The organism is Nostoc sp. CENA543 (assembly GCF_002896875.1).
Taxonomy (GTDB): Bacteria; Cyanobacteriota; Cyanobacteriia; order Cyanobacteriales; family Nostocaceae; genus Trichormus.
Map to the genome: position 1 here is coordinate 2,996,943 of NZ_CP023278.1, position 14,501 is coordinate 3,011,443.

Annotated in this window: 11 protein-coding genes; 9 read left to right on the forward strand and 2 right to left on the reverse strand. The window is 40.3% G+C overall.

Annotated elements, in window-relative coordinates:
* Positions 1–217: 217 nt before the first annotated feature.
* The 8 genes from CLI64_RS12370 to CLI64_RS12405 all read left to right on the forward strand — a co-directional run bounded on the left by CLI64_RS12370 (position 218) and on the right by CLI64_RS12405 (position 10,525).
* Positions 218–490: a TatA/E family twin arginine-targeting protein translocase gene (locus CLI64_RS12370; RefSeq protein ID WP_103137513.1), complete on the forward strand. Its 273-nt coding sequence runs from the start codon at positions 218–220 to the stop codon at positions 488–490.
* A 30-nt stretch (positions 491–520) separates the two neighbouring features.
* On the forward strand, positions 521–1,162 hold the full coding sequence (pth, locus tag CLI64_RS12375) for an aminoacyl-tRNA hydrolase (protein WP_103137514.1): 642 nt from the start codon (positions 521–523) through the stop codon (positions 1,160–1,162).
* A 749-nt stretch (positions 1,163–1,911) separates the two neighbouring features.
* Positions 1,912–4,383 carry an ATP-dependent Clp protease ATP-binding subunit gene (locus tag CLI64_RS12380; RefSeq protein ID WP_103137515.1) on the forward strand — a complete coding sequence of 824 codons (2,472 nt, stop codon included), beginning with the start codon at positions 1,912–1,914 and terminating at the stop codon, positions 4,381–4,383.
* 258 nt (positions 4,384–4,641) lie between these two features.
* Complete coding sequence (locus CLI64_RS12385; protein WP_103137516.1) at positions 4,642–5,835, forward strand: DUF262 domain-containing protein; 1,194 nt, start codon at positions 4,642–4,644, stop codon at positions 5,833–5,835.
* A gap of 18 nt (positions 5,836–5,853) precedes the next feature.
* Positions 5,854–6,918: an MAE_28990/MAE_18760 family HEPN-like nuclease gene (locus CLI64_RS12390; RefSeq protein WP_103137517.1), complete on the forward strand. Its 1,065-nt coding sequence runs from the start codon at positions 5,854–5,856 to the stop codon at positions 6,916–6,918.
* 321 nt (positions 6,919–7,239) lie between these two features.
* Positions 7,240–8,001 carry a TVP38/TMEM64 family protein gene (locus CLI64_RS12395; RefSeq protein WP_103137518.1) on the forward strand — a complete coding sequence of 254 codons (762 nt, stop codon included), beginning with the start codon at positions 7,240–7,242 and terminating at the stop codon, positions 7,999–8,001.
* A gap of 42 nt (positions 8,002–8,043) precedes the next feature.
* Positions 8,044–8,784 carry a TVP38/TMEM64 family protein gene (locus CLI64_RS12400; protein WP_103137519.1) on the forward strand — a complete coding sequence of 247 codons (741 nt, stop codon included), beginning with the start codon at positions 8,044–8,046 and terminating at the stop codon, positions 8,782–8,784.
* Between the two features lie 190 nt (positions 8,785–8,974).
* Positions 8,975–10,525, forward strand: coding sequence for a mercuric reductase (locus CLI64_RS12405; RefSeq protein WP_103137520.1), 1,551 nt, complete (start codon positions 8,975–8,977; stop codon positions 10,523–10,525).
* A 58-nt stretch (positions 10,526–10,583) separates the two neighbouring features.
* Here the strand turns inward: CLI64_RS12405 and radC are convergent, their stop codons facing one another.
* Both radC and CLI64_RS12415 read right to left on the reverse strand, forming a co-directional pair.
* Complete coding sequence (gene radC / locus CLI64_RS12410) at positions 10,584–11,315, reverse strand: DNA repair protein RadC (RefSeq protein WP_103137521.1); 732 nt, start codon at positions 11,313–11,315, stop codon at positions 10,584–10,586.
* A 182-nt stretch (positions 11,316–11,497) separates the two neighbouring features.
* The gene (locus tag CLI64_RS12415; protein WP_103137522.1) at positions 11,498–12,436 is read right to left on the reverse strand and encodes a phosphoribulokinase; all 939 of its coding nucleotides are present in this window, start codon (positions 12,434–12,436) and stop codon (positions 11,498–11,500) included.
* 281 nt (positions 12,437–12,717) lie between these two features.
* Between CLI64_RS12415 and CLI64_RS12420 the strand changes: the two genes are divergently transcribed.
* Positions 12,718–14,319, forward strand: coding sequence for a peptide ligase PGM1-related protein (locus CLI64_RS12420; protein ID WP_103137523.1), 1,602 nt, complete (start codon positions 12,718–12,720; stop codon positions 14,317–14,319).
* Positions 14,320–14,501 lie beyond the last annotated feature (182 nt).

Sequence of the window (14,501 nt, forward strand, 5' to 3'; positions counted from 1 at the left end):
GGGTTTTTTTGTGCCTTTGCTCCTGAAAAAGTTAGTCTTAATAAGTGGAGGATTGGGGACTGGGGATTAGGAAGATGGGGAAGTGTGGGGAGTGTGGGGAGAGAGGGGGGAAAGATTTATTCCCTATCCTCCCTCCCACCCCTCCCACACTTCCTGCTTGCCCAATGCCCCATTCCCAAAATAGATACACATTATTAAATTAGAGAGGAGAAACCGCGTGAATATTTTTGGTATTGGTTTACCGGAAATGGCTTTGATTATGGTTGTGGCTTTGTTAGTCTTTGGTCCTAAGAAGTTACCAGAGATTGGCCGGAGTTTGGGAAAGGCTATTCGCGGTTTTCAAGAGGCTTCTAATGAATTTCAGAGTGAATTTAAGCGGGAAGCTGAACAGTTGGAACAGGCTGTGAAAACAACTGCGGAAATTGAACCTAAGCAAATTGAGGGAGTTAAATCGGAGCAAGATAGTGCTGGTTCTTCTCCAGCCGCTTAAATAACTGCTGCGAATTGATTGACAAAGAACATGACAGAAGTTGTTACGCCACAGGCTTTAGTGATTCCTCAACTCATTGTCGGGTTGGGGAATCCAGAGCCTAAATATGACCAAACTCGCCATAATATCGGCTTTGGGGCTGTGGATGCGCTAGCTCGTGCTTGGCACATTTCTTTAGCAGAAAATCGCAAATTTCAAGGTGAATTTGGCGAAGGTACTGCACCAGGAGGCTACAAAATCCGTCTGCTTAAGCCTTTAACTTATATGAATCGCTCAGGACAGTCTATACAAGCTGTGACAAGTTGGTACAAGTTGCCGCCTGAGTCGGTGTTGGTAATCTATGATGATATGGATTTGCCTTTGGGAAAGACGCGTTTGCGTTTATCTGGTTCGGCTGGGGGACATAATGGTATGAAGAGTGCGATCGCTCATCTCAATACGCAAAATTTCGCCCGGTTACGCATTGGTATCGGTAAACCTAAAAATGCTGCTAGTAACGATAATTCTGATACTGTTTCCTATGTTTTAGGAAAATTTACCGCCGCCGAATCTCAACAAATGTCTCTCGTACTCCAGTTTGTGGTTGAGTGTGTAGAACTAAGCCTCAAACAAGGAGTAGAGAAAGCTATGAACCGTTGTAATAGCCGGACTATCGAAGTTTCTCAAACTTGAATTTCTGGGTATAAAAATATTAAATAATCCAAGCTAGGAATATTTGCTTGATAGAGAGGTGATTTATCGCCTCTTTATTATTTCTAGGTTAATTTCAACTCTCAGGTGAGTGTAAATTACTATGAGAAAAATTTATGAAATGTGATGACGATTTTGAGAATTTTGTATCAAAGTTATCTGTTATTCTGTAATTATTCTGTTTTCAGTATTTTAAGTTTTAACTCACAATAAATATGACAAGACAAACATCCGTACTTTGTTTTGTTGATTAATTCCAACTAATCGCTTCGACAATTAACAATGATTGTTATTCTTTGACTGTAACTAGCTACTAATTAACTGATGATGCTGTTATTGATCCCATCTCTGGGTTAATGAGAAAAATTGGAATTTTGTCCGATTTTAATGATTAAAATATTTAATGTTAATAGTTAAATTATTTTAAATAATATATATTTTTCTCAAAAAGTTTGACTATGGATAGCAACTTGTGTTAACAATAAATATTTGTGACTGTCTAATTAGATTTTCAACTTGGTAGCCTGCTGTATATTAGTCAAGCCTGAAAATGCTGATAAATTCAAACTCCTCAGTACAGCAGCCATATAAGAAGCAATAACTAAATAATAGTTAACCCATCAGCTTGGGTGATCATTCCTGGATGTTTAATATCTTTATACAGGCATCCAGCCGATTTGCCTGTGCTAAAATCAGCGTACCGGCACGACGCAGGTGATGGGAAAAATGCCATGTTTGAACGCTTCACAGAAAAAGCCATTAAGGTAATCATGCTGGCCCAAGAAGAGGCCCGCCGTTTAGGTCACAACTTCGTTGGAACCGAGCAGATCCTCCTGGGTCTGATTGGGGAAGGTACGGGAGTTGCGGCCAAGGTGCTGAAATCGATGGGTGTCAATCTCAAAGATGCCCGCATTGAAGTAGAAAAAATCATAGGCCGGGGTTCGGGCTTTGTGGCCGTGGAAATTCCGTTTACGCCACGGGCAAAGCGGGTTCTGGAACTATCCCTAGAAGAAGCGCGCCAATTAGGGCATAACTACATTGGCACCGAGCATCTGCTGTTGGGCCTGATCCGGGAAGGGGAAGGTGTGGCAGCCAGGGTGCTAGAAAACCTGGGGGTGGATCTATCGAAGGTCAGAACCCAAGTCATTCGGATGTTGGGAGAAACCGCCGAGGTTTCAGCGACCGGTTCTTCTGGGCGCACTAAAACACCAACATTGGATGAATTTGGCTCGAACCTGACTCAAATGGCCACGGATAACAAGCTCGATCCCGTGGTGGGACGCGCCAAGGAAATCGAGCGGGTAATCCAAATATTGGGTCGCCGGACAAAAAATAATCCAGTATTAATTGGTGAACCTGGGGTTGGTAAAACCGCGATCGCCGAAGGTCTAGCAACACGCATTGCGAATAAAGATGTCCCCGACATCCTAGAAGACAAGCGTGTCGTCACCTTAGACATCGGTTTATTGGTTGCGGGTACAAAATACCGGGGTGAATTTGAAGAACGCTTGAAGAAAATCATGGATGAGATTCGACAAGCGGGTAATGTAATTCTGGTAATAGACGAAGTACACACCCTCATTGGTGCAGGTGCAGCCGAAGGGGCGATTGATGCGGCGAATATCCTCAAGCCAGCTTTGGCCAGAGGCGAATTGCAATGTATCGGCGCGACAACCCTAGACGAGTACCGCAAGCACATTGAACGGGACGCTGCGTTAGAGCGTCGCTTCCAACCAGTGATGGTAGGTGAGCCTTCCGTCGATGAAACAATAGAAATTTTATATGGTTTGCGCGATCGCTACGAGCAACACCACAAACTGAAAATCTCCGATGAAGCTTTAGTCGCGGCGGCGAAATTATCTGATCGTTATATTAGCGATCGCTATCTGCCAGACAAAGCCATCGACTTGATTGACGAAGCTGGTTCTCGTGTGCGGTTAATTAACTCTCAACTACCCCCCGCAGCCAAAGAGTTAGATAAAGAACTGCGCCAAATCTTAAAAGAAAAAGATGATGCTGTCCGTTCCCAAGACTTTGATAGAGCCGGGGAACTGCGCGATCGCGAAATGGAAATTAAAGCCGAAATTCGCGCGATCGCTCAAAGCAAAGCCAACGGTGCAAGCGGTGACGGTGTAGAACCCGTAGTCACCGAAGAAGACATCGCCCACATCGTCGCTTCCTGGACAGGCGTACCGGTGAACAAACTCACCGAATCCGAATCTGAGAAACTGCTGCACATGGAAGACACATTGCATCAGCGACTCATCGGTCAAGAAGATGCAGTCAAAGCAGTTTCCCGCGCTATTCGCCGGGCGCGTGTCGGTTTGAAAAATCCCAATCGACCCATTGCTAGCTTTATCTTCTCCGGGCCGACTGGTGTAGGTAAAACCGAGTTGGCAAAATCCTTGGCTTCTTACTTCTTCGGTTCCGAAGAAGCAATGATCCGCCTGGATATGTCCGAATACATGGAACGCCACACCGTCAGCAAATTGATCGGTTCGCCTCCAGGTTACGTTGGTTATAACGAAGGTGGACAATTAACCGAAGCTGTACGCCGTCGTCCTTACACTGTGGTGCTGTTCGACGAAATCGAAAAAGCGCACCCCGATGTCTTCAATATGCTGCTGCAAATTTTAGAAGATGGTCGGTTAACAGATGCGAAAGGACGCACCGTTGACTTCAAGAACACCTTGCTGATTTTGACCTCCAACATCGGTTCTAAAGTCATCGAGAAAGGTGGCGGTGGTATTGGTTTCGAGTTTGGCGAAGACGAAAGCGAATCCCAATACAACCGGATCAAGAACTTGGTCAACGAAGAACTCAAACAATACTTCCGTCCTGAGTTCCTCAACCGTCTAGATGAGATTATCGTCTTCCGTCAACTGAACAAAGCGGAAGTTACCGAAATCGCGGACATCATGCTCAAAGAAGTATTTGGTCGCTTGACCGAGAAAGGTATAACCTTAGAAGTAAGCGATCGCTTCAAAGACCGCCTCATCCAAGAAGGTTACTCTCCCAGCTACGGTGCAAGACCATTACGCCGTGCAATCATGCGCTTGTTAGAAGATAGCTTGGCGGAAGAAATTCTGTCTGGTCGCATCAAAGATGGCGATGTCGCCTTAGTTGATGTTGATGAAAATGGGAATGTCCAAGTTAGTTCTCAACAGCGTCGGGAATTGTTACCCCAAGGTGTTGAGTCTTAGTTAAAGTTTGGGATTTGATTCTCAAATAAAAATTAAAAAACGGTAGAGGATAACATTCTCTACCGTTTTTGTTTACTTTTCCTTGTTACTATGGCTAAGCTGCTACTAAATCATATACATTATGAAAGGAGAAAATGATTGTAAAAAAGGAACATAAACTCATCAACGGATCTGATATCCCTTTTAGCAGAGGAATTAAGAATCATAGAGTTATAAAGCTTTATATAATAGTCTTAAATAGCAAGTTGGAGTAGAGATATGAGTACAAATAGTAATCTCATTTCAGGTGAAACTTTTGCCTTTCAAGATCAGCTCGTAGATATTTCTATAGTCTCTCTTTCAGATGATGAAATTAATGAAAAATATAAAAAGGGAGAGATTAGAATTATAACCGAACAAGCTCGTTATCCACTTGATAGTATACCGACTATGCTTAATTCTAATAAATATATTTTAGATCCTGAATACCAGCGAAGAAAAAGGTGGGATAATATTAGAAAATCTCGTTTAATAGAATCATTCGTGATGAATGTGCCAATTCCACCTATCTTTCTTTATGAAATAGATTATTCTATTTATGAAGTAATGGATGGACAACAAAGATTAACTGCTATTTATGATTTTTATACGGGAAAATTTAATTTGGAAGGATTACAATATTGGAGAGAACTAAATGGAAGAAATTATAAAAACTTACCAGATCAAGTCAGGAAGGGTATAGATAGAAGATATTTATCATCCATTGTTTTATTACAAGAAACAGCTAAAAACAAAGAAGAAGCAGAGAATCTCAAGCAAATTGTTTTTGAAAGATTGAATAGCGGAGGAGAAAAACTTACTCCACAAGAAATAAGGAATGCTTTATACAATGGAAAATTCAATCAAGTGTGTATCAAATTATCTCGAAATGATTATTTCCGTACAATGTGGCAGTTACCTTTAGAGAGTGAAGGTGAAGAACAATTGCTTAAAAGCGAAGCCTATAAAAAAATGGAAGATGTAGAATTAGTTCTACGATTTTTTGCTTACCGTCATATAGATAATTTTAAATCCCCTGTAGAGAAATTTTTAGATGAATATTTAAAACAAGCTAATAATTATACTGATGAAACAATAAGCAACCTCGAAAATCTTTTTAATGAAACAATTGATTTGATCTATGATACATTTGGAGACTCAGCTTTTTTATTACCAGAAAATGAAAAACGTAGATATACATTACCCGCAAAAATTATTTACGATTCAATGATGCAAGCATTCGCAAATAATCTACGGTATAAGGAAATTCTTATCAAAAACAAAAATTCTATCAAAAATAACTTATTTTCCAACAAAGAATCACTATACATCAAGCAGATTAATAGACCCCTTTTTGATGCTAGATACAGTGGTAGAAAAGATGTAGAAGCACGTATCGAGTATATTCATAATTTCCTCCAAAGCTATATTTAATTAATTTTAATAAAAATTATGAATATAGAATCATTGGAAAGCTTCAAAAGAGAATTAAACCAAATTAGAGAATATTTAAAACACATTCAGTATGTAAACAACGTAGCTAATTTCAACCTTTTATCAACTGATAATCAGGAATTTAAAGAATTACTAAATACTCTGAACGAACACTATCGATTTTTCAGTACAGATAAACGAATATTTGAATATAAGGCATCTATTATTTCACTTTATGGTCTACTAGAAAAATATGTGGAAATATGGATTAAAGAATATCTTTGTTCTTTGTCTAACATAGTACCTGAGTATAACAAAATAGATGAAAGGATCAGAGAGAATCATTTTGAACTTTCTTTAAAATTGATAAATAGTATAACAATTAGGGAAAGTGCAAAATACCAACATCTTACAAAAGAAGAGGTTTTAAATAAGCTGAATGAGTGCATAATCAATCCTACTAAATATAAAATCAACACAGAGGCATTTGTTCTTTTATCAGGTAATTTAAAACATAATAAAATTGTAGAATTATTTAATAAATTAAACTTGGATTTAAACAATGAGTTATTAAAAAATGAAGAACTTAACAATGAAATTGGTTTAAATACAAATACTATATCGAGAATAGACAAGGATATCTTGTATAATAAGATTAATGATTTAGTTGAAAGAAGAAATCAAATTGCTCATGGTTCTGAAGCAGTAGATAATATATTAAGTATATCTGAACTAGAGCCTTATATTCAATTTTTAGAAAAATATTGTCAAGCTATTTTTCAAGTATTAGTTGAACAAATTACCAAAGAAGAAGCAACACATACTTTTCAGGTAGTAGCAAATGTAATTAAAGTGTTTGGTAATAAAATATTGGCATTTGAGATAGAAAATTATACTATCAAAGCTGGAGATATGCTAATTATACAAACGAAAGAAGGTAGATTTTATAAAAAGCCCATATTAACAATTCAATTAGATAATAAAGAATATACGGAACTGAAAATTACAGAAAACACAAAAATTGCTGTAAGTGTAGACCATAAAATCAAAGATAATCACACATTTTATATAGTAAAGCAATAATTCAAGCGTTCATGCTGGAAATTATGTCATTGCTTGTAGCCGGGGGTGCGCTCATAGCGGATGTGGTGTGATCGCTTTTAGGGTAGCTGACTGTAGGTATCGCCGTTAGTGGAGTAGTGCGATCGCACGCAACATTTCGATAAGCTACGATAAACATAAGCAGTTGACTTATCCTGTCTTCAGCTATTTCTCATCTAAGTGGCTTATCCTAGTGAAAGGGGTAATTAGAACCTGAAAATTCAGGAATACAGGAATATTCGGTTGTTTTACTCAATATTACCCTTAATTATTGGATAGAAACAGTAACACTTAGGTCATCCCATGATTCCCAAGTATCGACCGCGATTCAATGGTAAGCTCAAACTGCTGCTGTTATTTATTTCGGTAGTTCTCTTAATTATCGCTGCTCGACAATTTAACTTTCCAGGCATTTTACAAACACTCGTCGCTAGGGTTAATAGTTTGGGTGTTTGGGGAGCGATCGCCTATATAATTATTTACAATTTAGCGACTTTATTATTTATTCCAGGTTCCTTACTCACACTGAAAGCTGGGTGTTTATTTGGTGTTGTGTGGGGTTCAATTTATGTGTTAATTGCCGCACTTATCGGTGCAACTTTAGCCTTTCTTATCGGTAGATATTTATCGCGCGATTGGGTAACTCGTCTACTAGATAACTATCCTAAATTTAAAGCAATTGATCAAGCTGTATCTCAAGAAGGCTGGAAAATAGTTTTGTTGACTCGATTATCTCCTATCTTCCCATTTAACTTGTTAAATTACGCCTTTGGAGTTACACAAATTTCTCTCAAAGACTATATTTTAGGTTCTTTAGGGATTTTGCCGGGAACTGTGATGTATGTTTATATTGGGTCTTTAGCTACTGATTTGGCAACTCTAGATAATACTCATCAACAAGTTACACCAGAAGCTAAAATTCTACAGTTGGCAATGCAAATTATCGGTTTAATTGCTACTGTTGGTGTCACTATATATGTAACTAAAATTGCTCAAAAAGCTTTGGCAAAAAGTATGGTGATAGAGGTAGAGGGCAGGGAGCAGGGGGCAGGGGGAAAGAGTTAGAAGAAAAGAATTATAAGGAAAGATTTATAGGATAATAAATTAATGGGAAATATATTTAATTACAAGATTATTAGATTATTTAGTTTAGTATTTTTGACAGTGGCAATTTCTGTGTTGGTAAATACAGATTTTGCTGTAGCCCAGACTACAAATGATGTGAATCTTTGGAATCCTCAAACTCTTTTACGTCAAGCTTTGCAGTGGATTGATAGTTTGGGAACAGTCGGCGCGATCGCTTTTATTGCACTATATATAATTGCTACTGTTGCTTTCTTACCTGGCTCAATCCTCACCTTGGGTGCTGGTGTGGTGTTTGGCGTAGTTTGGGGTGCAATTTATGTCTTCATTGGTGCAACTTTGGGTGCAACGGCTGCTTTTTTGGTGGGACGTTATTTAGCGCGGGGTTGGGTAGCCAAGAAAATCGCTGATAACAAAAAATTTGCCGCCATTGACAGGGCTGTGGGTAGAGAGGGTTTAAAAATTGTTCTTTTAACCCGACTTTCCCCCATATTCCCGTTTAATCTCTTAAATTACGCCTTCGGAATTACAGGGGTTTCACTTACTGACTATTTTATTGGCTCTGTGGGCATGATTCCCGGAACTATCATGTACGTTTACATTGGTTCGCTTGCCGGAAACCTCGCTATGATTGGGACTGAAGGTCAACCCACTAACCCTACAGCACAATGGATAATTCGCATCGTGGGTTTTATCGCTACCGTCGCCGTTACCATCTACGTCACCCGCATTGCTCAAAAAGCCTTAGAAGAAGAGATTTCGTAGAGGGCATGAGTGCTGAGTGCTAAGTAATGAGTAATGAGTAATGAGTAATGACTATTGACTAATAGACATCTCCGAAAAAGAATCTCAAACCCTTATGCTGTCTAGATAAAAACCTCATTTCTGGAGATGTCTAATGACTAATGACTATTGACCATTGACCATTGACCACTGACTATCGGAGATACCATCAATGTCTAATTCTGAGCTAGAGAGAGTTATTGTGCGCCCAGTGGATGAGTATAACCAAAAGTTGGTGGGTTATGTGCATCCGCCTAATTGGGTGAATCCTCAACCGGCTGATTGTTATGACTTGGTGGTAATTGGTGCGGGAACTGCGGGGTTAGTGGTGGCGGCTGGTGCGGCTGGGTTGGGTTTGGGTTTGAAAGTCGCATTAATTGAAAAGCATCTCATGGGTGGGGATTGCTTGAATGTTGGTTGTGTCCCTTCTAAGACAATAATTCGGTCGGCGCGGGTGGTGGGGGAAATTTGGAATGCCAAGAATTTGGGTGTGAATATTCCCAAACAACAAATTGAAATTGATTTTCCTACCGTTATGCAAAGAATGCGGCGCATTCGGGCGGGAATTAGTCACCATGACTCAGCAGAGCGTTTTTCATCCTTGGGTGTGGATGTATTCTTAGGTAGTGGTCGTTTTGCTAGCAAGGATACGGTAGAAGTCGGCGGTAAAGTCCTCAAGTTTAAAAAAGCAGTGATTGCGACTGGTGCAAGGGCGGCAAAACCAGCCATTCGGGGATTAGAAGCGGCTGGTTATTTAACGAATGAAACCGTGTTTTCTCTCATCCAAAAGCCTGAACGGTTGGCGGTAATTGGTGGCGGGCCTATTGGTTGTGAATTGGCGCAAGCATTCCGGCGTTTGGGCTGTGAGGTGGTGCTGTTCCATAGCGGTTCTCATGTCCTGAATAAAGAAGATGGGGACGCAGCGCAAGTTGTGCAGCAAGCTTTAATCCAAGAAGGTATTCGTTTAGTTTTAAATTGCAGATTAGAAGAAGTCGTGACAGTCACGGAAGGTAAGCGACTGTATTTTTCTGTGAATGGTTATCGAGATTCGGTGACGGTAGATGAAATTCTCGTGGGTGCTGGACGCGCGCCCAATGTGGAAGGATTGAATTTAGAAGGTGTGGGTGTAGAGTATGACAAACACCAAGGTGTGAAGGTGAATGATTATCTGCAAACCACCAACCCGAAAATTTATGCGGCTGGGGATATCTGCATGAATTGGAAATTTACCCACGCAGCCGACGCAGCCGCTAGGATTGTTATTAAGAACACCTTATTTTCTCCTTTCGGCTTGGGAAGGTCAAAGTTGAGTAGTTTAGTTATGCCGTGGGTGACATACACTGACCCAGAAATTGCCCATGTTGGGTTGTCTGAGAGGGAAGCTAGAGACCAGGGAATTGATGTAGTGACAATAAAAATTCCTTTTAGTAGTGTAGACCGAGCGATCGCAGACGGACAAGAAGAGGGATTCTTGAAAATTCACCACAAAAAAGGTTCTGATGAAATTATTGGTGCAACAATTGTCGCTAGCCATGCAGGCGAAATGATTTCAGAAATCACCACAGCAATTGTTCATAAAATCGGGCTAAGTAAACTCAGCAGTGTCATTCATCCCTACCCCACCCAAGCGGAAGCAATTAAAAAAGCCGCCGACGCTTATCGCAGGACACTACTAACACCAAGAACTAAAAAAATCTTAGGATTGTTAACTAAATTTTCTTAATTAGGGGTGTAGGGGAAGACTTTAACCTAATACCCAGTCCCCAGTCCCCAGTCCCCATTCAATCCCCCTGCGGATACTCATTCCATAAACTGGTAATCTCGCGTAAACTTTGATGATTACCGTTCCCCAAAATTAAATGGTCTAACAACGGTATCCCTAATAATTGCGCCCCGGCTAACAATTGGCGTGTTAAGTCTATATCTTCTGGACTGGGTTCTACATTGCCTGAAGGGTGATTATGAGCAATTATCGCCCGTGTTGCGCCTTGACGAATCACTTCCCGAAAAATTTCACGGGGAGAAGCTAAGGTTTCGGTGGCTGTACCGATGCTAATTACTTGTGTTCCCAAAAGACGATTTTTCACATCTAATAATAAGACAGCAAATCTTTCTTGCGCTTGCCACATAAGGTCTTGACTCAAAGCCGCAGCCGCCGCCATTGGGCTATCGATGGGTGTGCGGTCTAAGGGACGAGATTGGAAGGCGCGTTTACCCAATTCAATGGCAGCTAAAATAGTCGTGGCTTTAGCAGGGCCGATTCCTGGTATCTGCATTAACTCCGCAGGTGTGACTTCTCGCAACACAGCTAAAGGGTCACGTTGATGTTTGCTTAATTCTTGTAAGATATATTGCCCTAAACCCACGGCGGAAAGTTTACCAGGCCCCTGTCCTGTGCCTAAAAGAATTGCGATTAATTCGGCTGTAGCGAGGATTTTCGGCCCATAGGTCATTAACCGTTCACGGGGACGCTCATTTTCAGGTATATCAGCAATTCTTAGGCAATAGGTCATAAAATCACTAAAAAATAGCCACCGTAGATGCAACTATTTTTATTTATGCCCTGTTTGCGATCGCAATTACCCTATCTTGAGAAAATCTTTAAATTTCAGCTTATTTATGACCTTTTGCAGTTGGTTGACTGAATAACAAACCGCATCCTTTGGTGGGTACGGTTTGTTGACGATATATAAAATTACTGAAACATTTGTGTGGCTTTGAGCATATGGTAAGTAATAATTAGCTGTGTCAGTGCGAGGGGGTAACTTTGTAGAGTTTCTCCAGTTGTACCGGCGATTTTACCAATTTCAGGGTTGCTTTCGCGATCGCATACACTTCTTAAGTGAGGCATATCTGAACAGATAATATGTTCTAATTTATTTACCTGTTCTAAGGTGGCGTGACCATCCACTGCTAGGACATCTACGGGTTTACTCATGTCTCGGTCTAATCCCAGGCGAATCGCTGACCCATCGTTATTGTCGGTCAAATTAATAATGGGGGTAAAATCTGGGTGGGGAATGGTGGGACGTAAAACTAAACGCACATTTAAGTGTCCGTTGGTTTCATCGCTTGCACCTTCTGGTGGATAGAAACTCACCACTATATCCGACCATTGTCTTTGAGGACGAATAAATTGTTCGGAATCTGGTTCGCGTTTTTCTAATTCTGCTAATACTTGTTCGGGGGTGTAGCCGCGTTTTTGGGTGTCTCGTTTAACCTTCCATTTAGCGCGTAAGTCTTCTGGCGGTGCAAGGTAGACTTTAACATCATAGCAATCACGGGCTGCACGGGTAGAATAACCAAGCAAGCCTTCGATAATGACAAATTTATTCGGTTTTATATACTGTGGGGCTTCAAAAGTTCCAGTTTTGTGACTATAAACTGGTTTAAGAATGGGTTGACCTGTACGCAGCAAAGATAGATGCTGCTGCATGATATCTAAATGATTACAGTCTGGGTGTAGGGCGGTAATTCCAATTTCTGCCCGTTGCTGGCGGTCATATTTGTGGTAATCATCTGTACAAATGAGTGTGACATTTTCTGTACCTAGTACCTGAGCAATTCCTCTAGTGAGTGTAGTTTTTCCCGCAGCACTATCACCAACAATACCCAGAATTATTGGACGACTCATTTGTACCCCCCAATCCCAGCAAGTTTAATCATTAATTTGCAAAGCAATTTTTTTTATTTTAGAGGTGTTTTGCAAAAGTATATCAATCATCAAGATTTGTGCAACATCTCTACACATAATTGGGAATGGGGAATGGGGAATAGGAACTAAGCTTTTTTGAGTTTTATTAAAGTTTCCCAGGTATTAGATAAAAGAAGTGTTGCGATATCTGCATAATGGCAGTTGCTTTGAGATATACCAGAATAGTAAGCTGCGTTGGGATCATGATAGGGTATGGATTTATGGTGACAATAGATGTTGCAAAATTAGCACAAATTGATCAGTTTCACAGTCTGCAATTAACTTTGCGCGATCGCTGGAAAACTATCGAGTTATTTGATACTGGGGAAGCTGATATTATTGTGGTTCCTTCTTTGAGTATTGACCAGCGCGAGATCCAAAAGGTAGAGGGTTTTGAACATTATGAAGAAAGGTTACTTTTTGCTCTGATGCGGTTAAGAAATCCCCGCACTAGGTTAATTTATGTAACTTCAATGCCCTTACATCCCAGCATTATTGATTACTATTTACAATTACTTCCTGGTATTCCTTTTTCTCATGCACGTAATCGCTTACTCTTACTTTCAACTTACGATTCTTCACCTAAACCCCTAAGTCAAAAGATTTTAGAACGTCCGCGATTAATTGAAAGAATTCGCCAAGCTATCAGATTAGAAAAATCATTGATGGTCTGCTACAATTCAACTGATTTAGAAGCAGAATTATCGCTCAAATTAGACGTACCATTATATGCGGCTGCACCAGAGTTGCAAATTTGGGGAACAAAAAGTGGGAGTCGGCAAATTTTTGCTCAAAGTGGTGTTCCTCACCCTGATGGTAGTGAATTAGTCTGGAATCCCCAAGATTTAGCAGCAGCAGCTAGTGAGTTATGGGAACGTCAACCGACATTACAACGGATGGTAGTCAAACTCAATGAGGGGATTTCTGGAGAAGGAAACGCACTCCTTGATTTGCGTCCCATTATGCACTTAGCACCAGGACAAGGTACTCATTTAGAAAGAGTAGCAGCAATTAGCGATCGCTTCTCCACTATGCGCTTTCAAGCTAAACAAGAAAATTGGCGCAATTTTGCAGGAAGAATTGCAGAATTAGGTGCAATTGTCGAGGCTTTTGTAGAAGGCGAAATCAAACGTTCTCCTAGCGTTCAAGGACGCATTACTCCTACTGGAGAAGTCGAAATCCTCTCTACCCATGACCAAATTCTCGGCGGCCCCGACGGACAAATTTATCTCGGCTGTCGCTTCCCCGCCGATGAAAGTTATCGTTTACAACTGCAACAATTAGGTTTAAACGTTGGGAGAAAATTAGCAGAAAAAGGTGCTTTAGAAAGATTTGGTGTAGATTTTATTGCTGTTGATTTAGGTAAGGGTAAATGGGACATCCAAGCGATTGAAATTAACCTCCGTAAAGGTGGTACTACCCATCCATTTATGACCTTAAAATTATTGACAAATGGTCGTTATGACCTATCTACGGGGTTATTTTATAGTCAACAAGGTCGTCCCAAATATTACATTGCTACAGATAATCTGCAAAAAGACCGCTATCGAGGATTATTACCTAATGATTTAATGGATATCATCGCCCATCACAGATTACACTTCGATAGTTGCACAGAAACCGGCACAGTGTTTCATCTGATGGGTTGTCTATCTCAATTTGGTAAGTTGGGATTAACTAGTATTGGGGATTCACCCCAACAAGCAGAAGATATCTACAACAAAGTTATTAAAGTTCTCGACACAGAAACCAAAGCAGAAAATCCGAATTTTTCGCTGTTTTCAGATTACACTTTCCCTGTAATTTGGGATGGGTATAGTTGAATAGAATTATGGGGGTATAAGTCAATAAAGTTCAGTGCGGAAAATAGTTTGTAGTGAGGACTTTAGTCCTCATCTAAGGACTGAAGTCCTTACTACGAACTTTCTCTGACTTCACAGACTCCAAATTTTAGCCTTAACTGAACCGTATTGGGAGTATAAATAAGAGAATATAAATTACAACT